Origin of the sequence: Pseudomonas sp. BN415, from assembly GCF_029871195.1 — a bacterium.
Classification (GTDB): domain Bacteria; phylum Pseudomonadota; class Gammaproteobacteria; order Pseudomonadales; family Pseudomonadaceae; genus Metapseudomonas; species Metapseudomonas resinovorans.
Window position 1 is genome coordinate 39,719 of the sequence record NZ_SSOK01000061.1, and the last position, 15,336, is coordinate 55,054.

Sequence of the window (15,336 nt, forward strand, 5' to 3'; positions counted from 1 at the left end):
CCATGCAGCTCGCCAGCACCACTAACGGGCGCCGCGAGCGCCCCGACAGCCTCGCCGGGCGCATCTACGCGAGGCTCAAGACCGAGATCAGCGAGTTCCGCCTGCTGCCCGGCGACCGCTTCAGCGAAGGCGATGTGGCCGAACGCATGCAAGCCAGTCGCACACCTGTACGCCAGGCCCTGCACCGCCTGGAGCGCGAGGGTTACCTGGAGGTGCGTTTTCGCAGCGGCTGGCAGGTGAAGGCTTTCGACTTCGAACATTTCGAGGAGCTGTACGAGCTGCGCATCGTCCTCGAACTGGAAGCGGTACGTCGCCACTGTGCGCGCCCCACACAGGAGCAACCCGAAGCACTGCAACGGCTCAGCCGCACCTGGTTGGTGCAACCGCAACCACGAGACGGCTTCGAAGTGTCACGCCTGGACGAGGACTTCCACTGCCAATTGGTGGAAGCCGCAGGCAACCGCGAGATGGCCCGTATCCACCGCGAAGTCAGCGAAAAGATCCGCATCATCCGCCGCCTGGACTTCACCCAGGCGCCGCGCATCGACGCCACCTACAGGGAGCACGCAGCGATTCTCCAGGCCATTGGCGAGCGAAAGTGCGAAGAGGCACAGCAATTGCTGAGGACCCACATCGAAACGAGCAAGGCCGAAGTACGCAAGATCACCCTGCACATGTTGCACAGCGCTCGGCAAAGACCGCAGCCGGCCCAAGGGTGACGAGGAAGACCCTTTGAAAACTGCCCGGATAACAAGCCAATAAACGCAGTAATTTCAAATACTTGTGAGAATGGAGACCGACCCCATGCAACGTCGCAGCCTGATCAAGGCGTTCACCCTTTCCGCATCCATTGCCGCCATGGGCATGTCCTGGACTATCCAGGCGGCCGAGACCATCAAGGTCGGCATCCTGCACTCCCTGTCCGGCACCATGGCGATCTCCGAGACTTCGCTGAAAGACATGGCGCTGATGACCATCGACGAGATCAACGCCAAGGGCGGTGTGAACGGCAAGCAGCTTGAGCCGGTGGTGGTCGACCCGGCTTCCAACTGGCCGCTGTTCGCCGAGAAGGCCCGTCAACTGCTGACCAAGGACAAGGTGGACGTAGTCTTCGGCTGCTGGACCTCGGTATCGCGCAAGTCCGTGCTGCCGGTGTTCGAGGAACTCAACGGCCTGCTCTTCTACCCGGTGCAGTACGAGGGTGAGGAACTCTCCCCCAACGTCTTCTATACCGGCGCCGCGCCGAACCAGCAGGCCATCCCGGCCGTGGAATACCTGATGAGCGAAGACGGCGGCAGCGCCAAGCGCTTCTTCCTGCTGGGCACCGACTACGTTTACCCGCGCACCACCAACAAGATCCTGCGCAGCTTCCTGCACAGCAAGGGCGTAGCCGACAAGGACATCGAAGAGGTCTACACCCCCTTCGGCCACAGCGATTATCAAACCATCGTCGCCAACATCAAGAAGTTCTCCGCTGGCGGCAAGACTGCAGTGATCTCCACCGTCAACGGCGACTCCAACGTGCCCTTCTACAAGGAACTGGCCAACCAGGGCCTGGAAGCCACCGATGTGCCGGTCGTGGCTTTCTCGGTGGGCGAAGAGGAACTGCGCGGCATCGACACCAAGCCGCTGGTGGGCCACCTGGCCGCCTGGAACTACTTCGAGTCCGTGGATAACCCGGTCAACGGCAAGTTCGTCGAGCAGTGGAAGGCCTACGCCAAGGCCAAGAACCTGCCCAACTACCAGACCGCAGTGACCAACGACCCGATGGAAGCCACCTACGTCGGCATCCACATGTGGGCCCAGGCCGTCGAGAAAGCCGGCACCACCGAGGTGGACAAAGTGCGCGAGGCCCTGGCCGGCCAGACCTTCGCCGCGCCCTCCGGCTACACCCTGACCATGGACAAGACCAACCACCACCTGCACAAGCCGGTGATGATCGGTGAAATCCAGGAAGACGGTCAGTTCTCGGTGGTCTGGCAGACCGAAGGCCCGCTGCGCGCCCAGCCCTGGAGCCCCTTCATCCCCGGCAACGACAAGAAGCCGGACTACGCGGTGAAGACAAACTGAGTTGAACGAGGACGTCCGGAGACTGCGCTGACCCTGACTCCCCTCCCCCCTAGCCCCTCTCCCGCAGGGAGAGGGGAACTGTTCGGAGTCCGCGGGAAAGCTCGGTGTCCGGCACGACGTCACCCCTCTCCCCCTGGGAGAGGGGCCGGGGGTGAGGGAGGTGCCTGCTGGCACAACCCTCTCTCCGCGCCATGAACCAGGAACACCCAATGCCGACAGTCCTCTATCGAATCCTCCTCGCCCTGGCCCTGCTGCTTCCTGTCGAAGCACTGGCCGGCGATGCCAACGACTTCGCCGCCGCCAATCCGGCACAGCAGGCGAAGCTGCTGGAGCGCTGGGCCGCCGAGCCCGACGCCACGCGCCAGCCGCTGCTCGATGCCCTGCAGCAGGGCCGCTTCGCCGTTGACGCCAAGCAGGCCTTCCTCGAACAGGATGGCGCCTATGCCGCCGCCGAAGGTGACGCCGCACCCAGCGGTACACCGAAGAAACTGCGCCTGAACAACCGCCTGCGCGGCCTTCTGATCACTGCCCAGGCCAGCCACCAACTGCTTGCCGCCGAAGCCACCATTCGCCTGGACGCCGCGCGCCAACTGCAGAAGAGCGCCAAGCCCGCCCAATTGCCCCTGCTCAACCAGCGCATGGTGGCCGAAGAGGATACCGGCGTGCGTGACGCCCTCTCCCTCGCCCTGGCCAACCTGCAGCTGGTCGACCCGGACCCGGCCATCCGCCTCAACGCCGTGCGCCTGCTCGGCGAAACCGGCGACCCACTGGCTCGCACCCGCCTCGAAGCCTTGCTCGATCCGGCCGTGGAAACCGATGCGGGCGTGCGCACCGCTGCCGAAACCAGCCTGAGCCAGGTCAAGCGCCGGTTGCTGGTGGGCGAGTTGCTTGGCCAGGCCTTCAGTGGCCTGTCACTGGGCTCCATCCTGCTGCTCGCCGCACTGGGCCTGGCCATCACCTTCGGCCTGCTCGGGGTGATCAACATGGCCCACGGCGAGATGCTGATGCTCGGCGCCTACACCACCTACATGGTGCAGCTGGGCTTCCAGCACTTGGCGCCGGAGATGCTGGCCCTGTATCCGCTGGTGGCGCTGCCCGTGGCCTTCTTCGTCACCGCCCTGGTGGGCATGGCGCTGGAGCGTACGGTGATTCGCCACCTCTATGGCCGTCCGCTGGAAACCCTGCTCGCCACCTGGGGCATCAGCCTGATCCTGATCCAGCTGGTGCGGGTGATCTTCGGCGCGCAGAACGTCGAAGTGGCCAACCCCGCCTGGCTCTCCGGCGGCGTGCAGGTCCTGCCCAACCTGGTGCTGCCCTATAACCGCATCGTCATCATCGGCTTCGCCCTGTTCGTGGTGGCGCTGACCTGGCTGCTGCTGAACAAGACCCGTCTCGGCCTTAACGTCCGCGCGGTCACCCAGAACCGCAACATGGCGGCCTGCTGCGGCGTACCCACCGGCCGTGTGGACATGCTGGCCTTCGGGCTCGGCTCCGGCATCGCCGGTCTTGGCGGCGTGGCGCTGTCGCAGGTCGGCAACGTCGGCCCCGACCTCGGCCAGGGCTACATCATCGATTCGTTCCTGGTCGTGGTGCTGGGCGGCGTCGGACAACTCGCCGGTAGCGTCATGGCCGCCTTCGGCCTCGGCGTGGCGAACAAGATCCTTGAACCGCAGATTGGCGCCGTGCTGGGCAAGATCCTGATCCTGGCGCTGATCATCCTCTTCATCCAGAAGCGCCCGCAGGGACTCTTCGCACTCAAAGGAAGGGTGATCGACTGATGACTCAACCCCTCAACCAGACCCTGCTCGCCCGCGCCACGACGACCCTCGGCCCGCGTGTGTCGCTGGCCATCGGCGTCGCGGTACTCGCCGTCCTGCTGGCCCTGCCACTGCTGCACCTGCTGCCCGCGGACAACCCGCTGCAAGTCTCGGCCTACACCCTGACCCTGGTGGGCAAGATCCTCTGCTACGCCATCGTCGCCCTCGCCCTGGACCTGGTCTGGGGCTATGCGGGGCTGCTGTCCCTCGGTCATGGCTTGTTCTTCGCGCTCGGCGGCTACGCCATGGGCATGTACCTGATGCGCGAAGCGGCCGGCGACGGCCTGCCGGCCTTCATGAGCTTCCTCGCCTGGACCGAACTGCCCTGGTACTGGGCCGGCACCCAGCACTTCCTCTGGGCCATGTGCCTGGTGGTGCTGGCGCCCGGCCTGCTGGCCCTGGTGTTCGGCTTCTTCGCCTTCCGCTCGCGGATCAAGGGCGTGTACTTCTCGATCATGACCCAAGCGCTGACCTTCGCCGGCATGCTGCTGTTCTTCCGCAACGAAACCGGTTTCGGCGGCAACAACGGCTTCACCGACTTCCGCCGCATCCTCGGTTTCGACATCACGGCGCCGGGCACTCGCGCCGTGTTGTTCCTCGCCACGGTGGCCCTGCTAGTGGGGAGCCTGCTGCTCGGCTGGCGCCTGGCGCGGAGCAAGTTCGGCCGGGTGCTCACCGCCCTGCGCGACGCCGAGAACCGCCTGATGTTCTGCGGCTACGACCCACGCGGCTACAAGCTGTTCATCTGGGTGCTGTCGGCTGTGCTCTGCGGCCTGGCCGGCGCGCTTTACGTGCCCCAGGTGGGCATCATCAACCCCAGCGAGATGTCGCCCACCAACTCCATCGAGGCGGCGGTGTGGGTCGCCCTCGGCGGACGCGGCTCGCTCATCGGCCCGCTGCTCGGCGCGGGCCTGGTCAACGGCATGAAGAGCTGGTTCACCGTGGCCTTCCCGGAATACTGGCTGTTCTTCCTCGGCGCCCTGTTCATCCTCGTCACGTTGTACCTCCCCAAAGGCGTGATCGGCCTCGTCAGAAAGGGAGACAAATGATGCGCGCAACCCCGGTACCCGAACTCATGCTCGAACCCGCCTTCGACCCCAACCGCGACGCCGGCAGCGGCCGCGATGCCCTGGGCCTTGGCCATGTCGCCGGCCAGGGCCTGGACGTGCGCCACGGCACCATCCTCACCCTGGAAGACATCAGCGTCAGCTTCGATGGCTTCAAGGCGCTGCGCGATCTCAACCTCTACATCGGCGTCGGTGAGCTGCGCTGCATCATCGGTCCCAACGGCGCTGGCAAGACCACGCTGATGGACGTGATCACCGGCAAGACCCGCCCCGACACCGGCAAGGCCTGGTTCGGCGAAACCCTCGACCTCACACGCATGAGCGAAGTGGAAATCGCCCAGGCCGGCATCGGCCGCAAGTTCCAGAAGCCCACGGTGTTCGAGGCACTCTCGGTGTTCGAAAACCTGGAGCTGGCACAGAAGACCGACAAATCCGTCTGGGCCAGCCTGCGGGCGAAGCTCACCGGCGAGCAGAAGGACCGCATCGACGACGTGCTCGCGGTGATCCGCCTGGAAGCCTCGCGCAATCGCCCGGCCGGCCTGCTCTCCCACGGCCAGAAGCAGTTCCTCGAGATCGGCATGCTGCTGATGCAGGACCCGCAACTGCTGCTGCTCGACGAGCCGGTGGCGGGCATGACCGACGCCGAGACCGAGTTCACCGCCGAGCTGTTCAAGAGCCTCGCCGGCCAGCATTCGCTGATGGTGGTGGAGCACGACATGGGCTTCGTCGGCTCAATCGCCGACCACGTCACCGTGCTGCACCAGGGCCACGTCCTGGCCGAAGGCTCGCTGGCCGACGTGCAGGCCAACGAACAGGTGATCGAGGTCTACCTCGGCCGCTGAAGAAACAACACTCGTAGGGTGGATGACGCTTTTCTCATCCACCGCCTTGCAGGGTGGATCGGTGAAGCGCGATCCACCCTACGCAAAGACAAGGACATCGACATGCTGACAGTCGACAAGCTCCACCAGTACTACGGCGGCAGCCACATCCTTCGCGGCCTGTCGTTCGACGTGAAGATCGGTGAAGTCACCTGCCTGCTCGGGCGCAACGGGGTGGGCAAGACCACCCTGCTGAAATGCCTGATGGGCCTGATTCCGGCCAAGGAAGGTGCGGTGAACTGGGAAGGCCGCGCCATCACCGGTTTCAAACCGCACCAGCGCGTGCACGCCGGCATCGCCTACGTGCCCCAGGGCCGTGAGATCTTCCCGCGCCTGACGGTGGAAGAGAACCTGCTGATGGGCCTTTCCCGCTTTCCCGCCGGCCAGGCCAAGGCGGTGCCGGAGTCCATCTACGAACTCTTTCCCGTGCTGCGGGAGATGAAGCACCGCCGCGGCGGCGACCTCTCCGGCGGCCAGCAACAGCAACTCGCCATTGGCCGCGCGCTGGCCAGTCAGCCGCGCCTGTTGATCCTCGATGAGCCCACCGAAGGCATCCAGCCCTCGGTGATCAAGGAAATCGGCGCGGTGATCCGCAAGCTCGCCGAGCGTGGCGACATGGCCATCTTGCTGGTGGAGCAGTTCTACGACTTCGCCGCCGAACTGGCCGACCAGTACCTGGTGATGAGCCGGGGCGAAATCATCCAGCAGGGACGCGGAGAAAACATGGAAGCCGAGGGCGTGCGCGGCCTGGTGACCATATGATGTACCCGAACCTTTGCACCGCTTGGGTTACGCCGCTTCGCGGCTAACCCACCCTACAAGAACGATCCATGAACGCACCTGCCAACACTGCCCTCTTCACTCCCAGCTGGCACGCCGAGCTGGAGCTGGCCTATGCGCTCGACGGCGCCACCACGCGCCCGGTACAGCGTCGCCACATCGGCCCGCTGCGGGTGCAGAAACACCTGCACGCCGAAGGCCCGCAGGTGTGCCAGCACATCATCGTCCACCCGCCCGGCGGCATTGCCGGCGGCGATCGCCTGGCTATCTCCGCCCGCGTCGGTGAAGGCGCCTGGGCGCAGCTCACCAGCCCCGGCGCAGCCAAGTGGTACCGCGCTGCCGGCCCGGCCTTCCAGAGCGTCGAGCTGAGCGTTGAAGCGGGCGCCACGCTGGAGTGGCTGCCCCAGGAAACCATCGTCTTCTCCGGCGCCCAGGCCGAACTCGAGACCCGCATCGAACTGGCCGACGACGCCCGCCTGTTCTATTGGGACATGGTCGCCCTCGGCCGCCCCGCTGCCCACGAACGCTTCGTCGAAGGCCACTTCCAGGCGCATCTGGATATCCGCCGCAATGGCACCCTGATCTGGCATGAACGCCAGCGCCTCGAGGGCAACGACGGCCTGCTCGATTCCCCCATCGGTCTCGCCGGCCAACCGGTGTTCGCCACCCTGATCGCCGCTGGCGAGATCGACTCCGACCTGCTCGAACGTTGCCGCGAACTGCCCTGTGCCGGGCGCGGCGACCTGACCCAATTGCCAGGCCTGCTGGTGGCCCGCTGCCTCGCCTCCGAGGCGCTGCACGCCCGCGCCTGGCTGATCGACCTCTGGCGCCTGTTGCGCCCTGCCTTGCTCGGCCGCGAGGCCGTGCCTCCTCGCATCTGGAGTACCTGATGGACCTCACCCCAAGAGAGAAAGACAAGCTGCTGATCTTCACCGCTGGCCTGGTGGCCGAACGGCGTCTGGCCCGTGGCCTGAAGCTCAACTACCCGGAAGCCATGGCGTTCATCTCCGCCGCTCTGCTGGAAGGTGCCCGCGACGGCCGGACCGTGGCCGAGCTGATGCACTTCGGCACCACCCTGCTCGCCCGTGACCAGGTGATGGAAGGCGTGCCGGAGATGATCCCGGAGATCCAGATCGAGGCCACCTTCCCCGACGGCACCAAGCTGGTGACCGTGCACCAGCCGATTGCCTGAGGCCCGTTATGTCTTACGTGATTCGCGATGCCGTCGAGGCGGACCTGCCCGGCATCCTCGCCATCTACAACGACGCGGTGGAGAACACCACGGCGATCTGGAACGAAACCCTCGTCGATCTGGCCAACCGCCGCGCCTGGCTGGCCGAGCGCGCGGCCGCCGGCTTTCCGGTGCTGGTGGCAGTGAACCAGGCAGGCGATGTGCTGGGCTACGCCAGCTACGGCACCTGGCGCACCATCGAGGGTTTCCGCCACACCGTGGAGCACTCGGTCTACGTGCGCAGTGACCAGCGCGGCCAGGGCCTTGGGCCTGCGCTGATGCAGGCGCTGATCGAACGCGCCCGCAAGGCTGGCCTGCATGTGATGGTGGCCGCCATCGAGAGCGAGAACGCCGCCTCCATCCGCCTGCACGAACGCCTCGGCTTCGCCACCACCGGGCAGATGCCCCAGGTGGGCCGCAAGTTCGAGCGCTGGCTCGACCTCACCTTCATGCAACTCATCCTGGAGTGACCTGATGATCCCCGGCGAATACCAGATCCAGGACGGCGAGATCGAACTCAACGCCGGCCGCCGCACCCTGACCCTCTCCGTGGCCAATACCGGCGACCGGCCCATCCAGGTCGGCTCCCACTACCACTTCTTCGAAACCAACGATGCGCTCGCCTTTGACCGTGCGGCCGCGCGCGGCATGCGCCTGAACATTCCGGCCGGCACCGCCGTGCGCTTCGAGCCCGGCCAGAGCCGCGAGGTGGAGCTGGTCGACCTGGCCGGCAACCGCCGCGTGTTCGGCTTCGCCGGCCGGGTGATGGGCGACCTCTGATCGCAACCGCAAGCATCACAGCATTCGTAGGATGGGTAGAGCGGAGCGAAACCCATCACTTCACAGCGCCGATGGGTTACGCCACTGCGTGGCTAACCCATCCTACGGACAGGACCCACGATGAAGATTTCCCGCCAAGCCTATGCCGACATGTTCGGCCCCACCGTCGGCGACAAGGTGCGCCTGGCCGACACCGACCTGTGGATCGAAGTTGAGAAGGACTTCACCACCTACGGCGAAGAAGTGAAGTTCGGCGGCGGCAAGGTGATCCGCGACGGCATGGGCCAGGGCCAGTTGCTGGCCGCCGATGTGGTCGACACCCTGATAACCAACGCACTGATCATCGACCACTGGGGCATCGTCAAGGCCGACGTCGGACTCAAGGACGGCCGCATCGCCGCCATCGGCAAAGCCGGCAACCCGGACATCCAGCCCGACGTCACCATTGCCGTTGGCGCCAGCACCGAAGTGATCGCCGGCGAAGGCATGATTCTCACCGCCGGCGGTATCGACACCCACATCCACTTCATCTGCCCACAGCAGATCGAAGAAGCGCTCATGAGCGGCGTCACCACCATGATCGGCGGCGGCACCGGCCCGGCCACCGGCACCAACGCCACCACCTGCACCTCCGGCCCCTGGCACATGGCGCGCATGCTCCAGGCCGCCGACGCCTTCCCGATGAACATCGGCTTCACCGGCAAGGGCAACGCCAGCCTGCCCGAGCCGCTGATCGAGCAGGTGAAGGCCGGCGCCATCGGCCTCAAGCTCCACGAAGACTGGGGCACCACGCCGGCAGCCATCGACAACTGCCTGTCGGTCGCAGACCAGTACGACGTACAGGTGGCCATCCATACCGACACGCTGAACGAATCCGGCTTCGTCGAAACCACCCTGGGTGCCTTCAAGGGTCGAACCATTCACACCTATCACACCGAAGGTGCCGGCGGCGGCCACGCCCCGGACATCATCAAGGCCTGCGGCTTCTCCAACGTGCTGCCCAGCTCGACCAACCCGACCCGCCCCTTTACGCGCAACACCATTGACGAGCACCTGGACATGCTCATGGTCTGCCACCACCTGGACCCGAGCATCGCCGAGGACGTGGCCTTCGCCGAAAGCCGCATCCGCCGCGAGACCATCGCCGCCGAAGACATCCTTCATGACCTCGGTGCGTTTTCGATGATCAGCTCCGACAGCCAGGCCATGGGCCGCGTGGGCGAAGTCATCACCCGCACCTGGCAGACTGCCGACAAGATGAAGAAGCAGCGCGGCGCCCTGCCCGAGGACGTTCCCGGCAACGACAACTTCCGCGCCAAGCGCTACATCGCCAAGTACACCATCAACCCGGCCATCACCCACGGCATCAGCCATGAAGTGGGCTCGGTGGAGGTGGGTAAATGGGCCGACCTGGTGCTCTGGCGCCCGGCCTTTTTCGGTGTGAAACCGACGCTGATCCTCAAGGGTGGCGCCATCGCCGCGAGCCTGATGGGCGACGCCAACGCCTCCATCCCCACCCCACAACCGGTCCACTACCGCCCGATGTTCGCGAGCTACGCCGGCAGCCGCCACGCCACCAGCATCACCTTTATCAGCCAGGCGGCGTTCGAGGCGGGCGTACCCGCGCAGCTGGGCCTGCAGAAGAAGATCGGCGTGGTGAAAGGCTGCCGCACGGTGAAGAAGCAGGACCTGATCCACAACGACTACACCCCGACCATCGAGGTCGACCCGCAGAACTACCAGGTGAAAGCCGACGGCCAGTTGCTCTGGTGCGAACCGGCGGACGTGTTGCCGATGGCGCAGCGGTACTTCCTGTTCTGAAATCGGCTAGTGGGCTTCGCTGCGCTCAACCCAGCCAGCAACACTTGAGTCAATCCAATAAAAAGACCAAAATTTGGCTCCATATATAGGAGCCAAATTCATGCAAAACGTTCTTGCCGATGTTGCCGTCAGCGTTTCCGAGTTGAAGAAGAATCCGTCTGCCGTGGTGTCCCAAGCCAAAGGTTCCCCAGTCGCGGTTCTCAACCACAACAAGGTCATGGCCTACATGGTTCCGGCTGAAACCTTCGAAGCCTTGATGGAGTATTTGGACGACCAGGCGCTGGCGGAAATCGTCCGCAGCCGCGCCCACGAGAAGGGAGTGAAAGTCAGCCTCGATGACCTATGAACTGGAGTTCCTGCCCTCGGCGCTCAAGGAATGGCGCAAGCTCGGCGACACCGTCCAGGATCAATTCAAGAGAAAGCTGAAAGAGCGTCTGCAACGGCCGCGAGTTCAGGGCGACGCCCTTCATGGGATGCCTGACTGCTTCAAGATCAAACTTCGATCAGCCGGATATCGCCTGGTGTATCGCGTCGAAGAGGGGCGAATCACTGTGGTGGTGATCAGCGTCGGCAAACGCGAACGTGGTTCGGTCTATGAGAGCGCCCGGAACCGAAGCTGAGACCGCCGCTCAACGCAACTGACTATCCTTGCTCCCCCGCCGGTTGTACCCGGCATAGGCAGCGCTTTCCCGGTCGTGCTCGGCCTGGCAGTTGACGCACAGGCGCACGCCGGGGACGGCCTTGCGCCGGGCTTCGGGGATAGCGGCGCCGCACTCTTCGCAGTGCGTCAGGCTCTCGCCTTTCGGCAACTGGCTGCGCGCGCGCTGGATGGCGTCTTCGATAGTGCTGTCGATCTGTTCCTGGACGGCGCCGTCGCCGGCCCAACCACTGGCCATACTGACCTCCCGCTTGCTCAAGGCCCAGTGAAAGATGTGGGCTTTCTTCCGGCCTTTTGCAAGGGGGGCGGTCGCGAGGCGACAAGTGGAGGTCGCGCTATTCCTTCACGTCCATGAACTCCTCGGCCCAGATGATGTAGTCCTCGGGCAGGGTGTACTTGTGGGTCAGTTCGGTGGCGGTGAGCTCAGTGCCGGTAGCGACCTGGCGTTGCTCGCGCAGGCAGTCGTAGGTGGCCTTGATGGCGGCGAAGTAGGCGGCATGGCCGTTGACCACGATGCGCACGCCAAGGCGGGCGAGGCGTTCGTTGTCGCGCAGCTTCGGGTTGCCGTAGGTGACCAGCATCAGCGGGATGCTCAGGTGCTCGGCGATTTGCTCCAGGTGCTCGAAGTCGGTCACGCCGACCATGCAGATGCCGTCGGCACCGGCAGCCTGGTAGGCCTTGGTGCGTTTGATCACTTCTTCCACATCCAACACCCCGGCGTGGGTGCGGGCGATGATGGCGAGGTCCGGATCGACGCGCGCCTCCAGGGCTGCGCGGATCTTGCCGACGCCCTCTTCCACCGGGATCAGGTCGGTGGACTTGCGGCCAAACTGGGCCGGCAGCAGGGTATCTTCGATGGTCAGTGCGGCGATGCCGGCACGTTCCAGCTCGACCACCGTGCGCATCACATTGAGCGCGTTGCCGTAGCCGTGGTCGGCATCGGCGATCACCGGCAGGCGCGAGACGCGGCCGATACGGGTGGCCTGCTCGACGAATTCGCTCAAGGTGATCAGCGCGAAGTCAGGGGCGGCAAGCACCTGCAGGGAAGCGACCGAACCGCCAAGGATGCCGACTTCGAAACCGAGGTCAGCGGCGATGCGGGCAGACATGGGATCGAACACCGAAGCGGTGTGATAACAGGAATCCGAGTCCAGCAGCGCACGAAAAGCCGTGCGCAACTCGTGATGAGAAGCTCTACGCATAAAGGGCACCAAAGATCAGAGGGGGGTCAGGATGAAGCCGGCTCCGTAACTCTGGAGTCGACGCCCCCGTTTTTCCATTGTCAGACTGCGCCCATTCTAACGGATCAGTCTTTCAGTTCGCTTAAGCGCCACGCGGCTTGTCCGTCACTTCGTCGGCCGCCACACTGACGCCCCCCTTTTTCGAGACGTTGCCGTGCTGGCACTCACCGCCTACCTTGGCCTGCTCCTCTCCGCCTTTGGCGCCGCCACCTTGCTCCCCCTGCAATCGGAAGCCGTGCTGGTCGCCCTGCTGCTGGGCAAGGCCCACCCGGCCTGGGCGCTGGTGGCGGTGGCGACCGTCGGCAATGTGCTGGGCTCGCTGGTGAACTGGTGGCTGGGGCGCTACCTGGAGCACTTCCATGACCGCCGCTGGTTTCCGATGAAGCCGGCGCAGTTGGCGAAGGCACAAGCTTTCTACCACCGCTACGGACGCTGGTCGCTGCTGCTGGCCTGGGTGCCGCTGATCGGCGATCCGCTGACCCTGGTGGCGGGCGTGATGCGCGAGTCTTTCTGGGTATTCCTGGCGTTGGTGACCCTGGCCAAGGCGGGGCGTTATCTGGCGCTGGCGGCGCTGACGCTTGGCTGGAACTGATGGGTCTCGCGGGCTCTACTCCTCATACGTGGATGCGCCGATGGTGGATATGAAAAGCGATTTCCCCCTACGCCCGAGAGGCCAGCCATTGTGTTTCGGGATACTGCCCAGGCGGCGGCGAACAGGTAGAGCGCCTACGCTTTCCGGGTCGCTGCCTGGAGGCCAACGCCATGAGAAAACTTGCCCTGTTGCTCGCCTTCTTCGCCCTGGTGCTTGGCGCCACGGCCGCCTTCGCCCATCACGGCTGGAGTTCCTACGACGCTGACAAGCCGCTGACCATCGAGGCCCCCGTCAAGGATCTCTCCTACCGCAACCCCCATGCCCATATCACCATCGACTACGACGGACGCGAGTGGCACGTGGTGCTGGCACCCATCAGCCGCATGTCGGCGCGTGGGCTGCCCGAGGCGGACCTCCTGCCCGGCAAGCGAGTGACCATAGTCGGCTACCCGCGCAAGGACGGCGAGGCGGAAATCCGCGCCGAGCGGGTCATCGTCAACGGACGCACGGTAGAACTGCGCTGAGGCGCCGATGGAGTTCATCCTGCCTTGGGCGGAACGTCTGGAGACGTCCCCCTTAGGTGCGCTGATGCGCGAGTCGACGCTGCTCTACCCGGCGGCCAATCTGCTGCACCTGGCGGGGCTGGTGATGTTGCTGGGGTCGATGATTCTGCTCGACCTGCGTCTGCTCGGAATCGCTCGTGAAGTTCCGCTACCGGAAGTATCCCGTCGCCTCACTCCGATTGCCATTGCCGGACTGCTGCTCCTGCTGCTCACCGGTTTCTGTCTGTTCGCCGCCGACGCCGGGCCGCTCACTGGCAATTGGCTGCTGCAGCTCAAGCTGCTGCTGGTAGGGCTGGGGATCGTCAACGCCTTGCTGTTTCGCGCCAGCTGGAGCCAACGCCTGGCCGACTGGGACCTGCGGCCGCCCCCCGCGGGACGCCTGCAGGCAGCGCTGTCGATCCTGATCTGGTGCGGGGCAATGTCGGCGGGGCGGCTATTGGCGTATATCTAGTCCGTCTTCGGACAACAGCTCACGGACGAACTGCGCCGGACAACCCCGCCTTGCTCGCGTAAACTGCGCGGCCGTTTTTTTGCCGGAACACCCGCGACATGAGCAACGTCCTCCCCGCCCAGGCCCTGGGCATCGACTTCGGAACCTCCAACTCCACCGTTGGCTGGTGGCGCCCGGACGCGGAACCGCTGATCGCCCTGGAGGACGACAAGATCACCCTGCCCTCGGTGGTGTTCTTCAACACCGAGGAGCGCCGCCCGGCCTATGGCCGCCAGGCCCTGCACGAGTACCTGGAGGGCTACGAAGGCCGCCTGATGCGTTCGCTGAAGAGCCTGCTGGGCTCGCCCCTGCTGAAAAGCGAGACCACCGTGCTGGGCAGCGCCCTGCCCTTCAAGGACCTGCTGGGCCTGTTCATCGGCCAACTCAAGCGAAGGGCCGAAGCCGCTGCTGGCCGCGAGTTCGAGCAAGTGGTACTGGGCCGTCCGGTGTTCTTCGTGGATGAAGACCCCGAAGCCGACCAGGAGGCCCAGAACACCCTGGTGGCAGTCGCACAGAAACTCGGCTTCAAGGACGTGTCCTTCCAGTACGAACCGATTGCCGCGGCCTTCGACTACGAGCGCGGTATCGAGCGCGAAGAGCTGGTGCTGATCGTCGACATCGGCGGTGGTACCTCGGACTTCTCCCTGGTACGTCTGTCGCCCCTGCGCCGTGAAGTGGCCGAGCGCCAGGACGACATCCTCGCCACTGGCGGCGTGCACATCGGCGGTACCGACTTCGACAAGCAGCTCTCACTGGCCGGCGTGATGCCGCTGTTCGGCTACGGTAGCCGGATGAAGAGCGACGCGCTGATGCCCACCAGTTACCACCTGAACCTGGCGACCTGGCACACCATCAACGCCGTGTATGCACAGAAGTCGCAGCTGGCGCTGAAGAACATGCGCTACGACATCGTCGACGCCACCGGCATCGACCGCCTGTTCAGCCTGATCGAACAGCGCGCCGGCCATTGGCTGGCCATGCAGGTGGAAGACAGCAAGATCGAACTGACCGAAGCGAAGAGCCGCCGCATAGACCTGGCGCGCATCGAGCCGGGCCTGGACGTGGAGCTGACCCGCGCGCTGTTCGAGAGCGCCATCGACGACCTGCTGGTGCGCATCCGCGCCAGCGTCGATGGGCTGCTGGCCCAGGCCGGCGTCAGCGCCGACCAGGTCGACACCCTGTTCTTCACCGGCGGTTCCAGCGGCATCCCAGCGCTGCGCCAGAGCGTTGCCGCCATGCTGCCCAATGCCCGTCAGGTGGAGGGCAACCTGTTCGGCAGCATCGGCAGTGGCCTGGCCATCGAGGCCAAGAAACGCTACGGCTGACCGAACATCGACCCACCGTC

General features: G+C 65.1%; 19 protein-coding genes. 17 read left to right on the forward strand and 2 right to left on the reverse strand.

From position 1 onward, the window contains the following. Positions 1-2: 2 nt before the first annotated feature. From E8F20_RS18530 to E8F20_RS18590, 13 genes are all read left to right on the forward strand, one after another. Complete coding sequence (locus E8F20_RS18530) at positions 3-719, forward strand: GntR family transcriptional regulator (protein WP_280285039.1); 717 nt, start codon at positions 3-5, stop codon at positions 717-719. A gap of 85 nt (positions 720-804) precedes the next feature. Next, positions 805-2,070, forward strand: a complete 1,266-nt coding sequence (urtA, locus tag E8F20_RS18535) for an urea ABC transporter substrate-binding protein (RefSeq protein ID WP_280285040.1) — start codon at positions 805-807, stop codon at positions 2,068-2,070. Positions 2,071-2,279: 209 nt separating this feature from the next. After that, positions 2,280-3,848, forward strand: coding sequence for an urea ABC transporter permease subunit UrtB (urtB, locus tag E8F20_RS18540; protein WP_280285041.1), 1,569 nt, complete (start codon positions 2,280-2,282; stop codon positions 3,846-3,848). Next, positions 3,848-4,936: an urea ABC transporter permease subunit UrtC gene (urtC, locus tag E8F20_RS18545; protein ID WP_280285042.1), complete on the forward strand. Its 1,089-nt coding sequence runs from the start codon at positions 3,848-3,850 to the stop codon at positions 4,934-4,936. Before urtB ends, urtC begins: the two co-directional genes overlap by 1 nt. Then, a complete protein-coding gene (gene urtD, locus E8F20_RS18550; protein ID WP_280285424.1) occupies positions 4,936-5,796 on the forward strand; it encodes an urea ABC transporter ATP-binding protein UrtD in 861 nt (286 codons plus the stop codon). Before urtC ends, urtD begins: the two co-directional genes overlap by 1 nt. A 102-nt stretch (positions 5,797-5,898) precedes the next feature. Then, positions 5,899-6,597 carry an urea ABC transporter ATP-binding subunit UrtE gene (gene urtE / locus E8F20_RS18555; RefSeq protein ID WP_280285043.1) on the forward strand — a complete coding sequence of 233 codons (699 nt, stop codon included), beginning with the start codon at positions 5,899-5,901 and terminating at the stop codon, positions 6,595-6,597. Between the two features lie 68 nt (positions 6,598-6,665). Beyond that, positions 6,666-7,505 (forward strand): urease accessory protein UreD, encoded by an 840-nt coding sequence (locus E8F20_RS18560; RefSeq protein ID WP_280285044.1) that lies wholly within the window; start codon positions 6,666-6,668, stop codon positions 7,503-7,505. Continuing rightward, complete coding sequence (gene ureA, locus E8F20_RS18565) at positions 7,505-7,807, forward strand: urease subunit gamma (protein ID WP_028630711.1); 303 nt, start codon at positions 7,505-7,507, stop codon at positions 7,805-7,807. Before E8F20_RS18560 ends, ureA begins: the two co-directional genes overlap by 1 nt. A gap of 8 nt (positions 7,808-7,815) precedes the next feature. Further along, on the forward strand, positions 7,816-8,316 hold the full coding sequence (locus E8F20_RS18570; protein ID WP_280285045.1) for an N-acetyltransferase family protein: 501 nt from the start codon (positions 7,816-7,818) through the stop codon (positions 8,314-8,316). 4 nt (positions 8,317-8,320) lie between these two features. Beyond that, on the forward strand, positions 8,321-8,626 hold the full coding sequence (locus E8F20_RS18575) for an urease subunit beta (protein ID WP_280285046.1): 306 nt from the start codon (positions 8,321-8,323) through the stop codon (positions 8,624-8,626). Positions 8,627-8,746: 120 nt separating this feature from the next. Beyond that, positions 8,747-10,447: an urease subunit alpha gene (gene ureC, locus E8F20_RS18580; protein WP_280285047.1), complete on the forward strand. Its 1,701-nt coding sequence runs from the start codon at positions 8,747-8,749 to the stop codon at positions 10,445-10,447. A 100-nt stretch (positions 10,448-10,547) separates the two neighbouring features. Continuing rightward, positions 10,548-10,793, forward strand: a complete 246-nt coding sequence (locus E8F20_RS18585; RefSeq protein WP_028630708.1) for a type II toxin-antitoxin system Phd/YefM family antitoxin — start codon at positions 10,548-10,550, stop codon at positions 10,791-10,793. Next, entirely contained in the window at positions 10,783-11,067 is a 285-nt protein-coding gene (locus tag E8F20_RS18590) for a type II toxin-antitoxin system RelE/ParE family toxin (protein ID WP_280285048.1), read from the forward strand. The genes E8F20_RS18585 and E8F20_RS18590 overlap by 11 nt, the downstream gene beginning before the upstream one ends. A 9-nt stretch (positions 11,068-11,076) precedes the next feature. Here the strand turns inward: E8F20_RS18590 and E8F20_RS18595 are convergent, their stop codons facing one another. Then, positions 11,077-11,343, reverse strand: coding sequence for a DksA/TraR family C4-type zinc finger protein (locus E8F20_RS18595; protein WP_280285049.1), 267 nt, complete (start codon positions 11,341-11,343; stop codon positions 11,077-11,079). Positions 11,344-11,440: 97 nt separating this feature from the next. Then, positions 11,441-12,307, reverse strand: a complete 867-nt coding sequence (locus E8F20_RS18600) for an oxaloacetate decarboxylase (RefSeq protein ID WP_280285050.1) — start codon at positions 12,305-12,307, stop codon at positions 11,441-11,443. 193 nt (positions 12,308-12,500) lie between these two features. Here E8F20_RS18600 and E8F20_RS18605 point away from each other — a divergent pair, with 193 nt between their 5' ends. The 4 genes from E8F20_RS18605 to E8F20_RS18620 all read left to right on the forward strand — a co-directional run bounded on the left by E8F20_RS18605 (position 12,501) and on the right by E8F20_RS18620 (position 15,316). Further along, positions 12,501-12,938 (forward strand): YqaA family protein, encoded by a 438-nt coding sequence (locus E8F20_RS18605; RefSeq protein ID WP_280285051.1) that lies wholly within the window; start codon positions 12,501-12,503, stop codon positions 12,936-12,938. Positions 12,939-13,108: 170 nt separating this feature from the next. Further along, on the forward strand, positions 13,109-13,462 hold the full coding sequence (locus tag E8F20_RS18610) for a DUF6152 family protein (protein ID WP_280285052.1): 354 nt from the start codon (positions 13,109-13,111) through the stop codon (positions 13,460-13,462). Between the two features lie 7 nt (positions 13,463-13,469). After that, a complete protein-coding gene (locus E8F20_RS18615) occupies positions 13,470-13,952 on the forward strand; it encodes a DUF6644 family protein (RefSeq protein WP_280285053.1) in 483 nt (160 codons plus the stop codon). Positions 13,953-14,050: 98 nt separating this feature from the next. Then, a complete protein-coding gene (locus E8F20_RS18620) occupies positions 14,051-15,316 on the forward strand; it encodes an Hsp70 family protein (RefSeq protein WP_280285054.1) in 1,266 nt (421 codons plus the stop codon). The last annotated feature ends 20 nt before the right edge of the window (positions 15,317-15,336 follow it).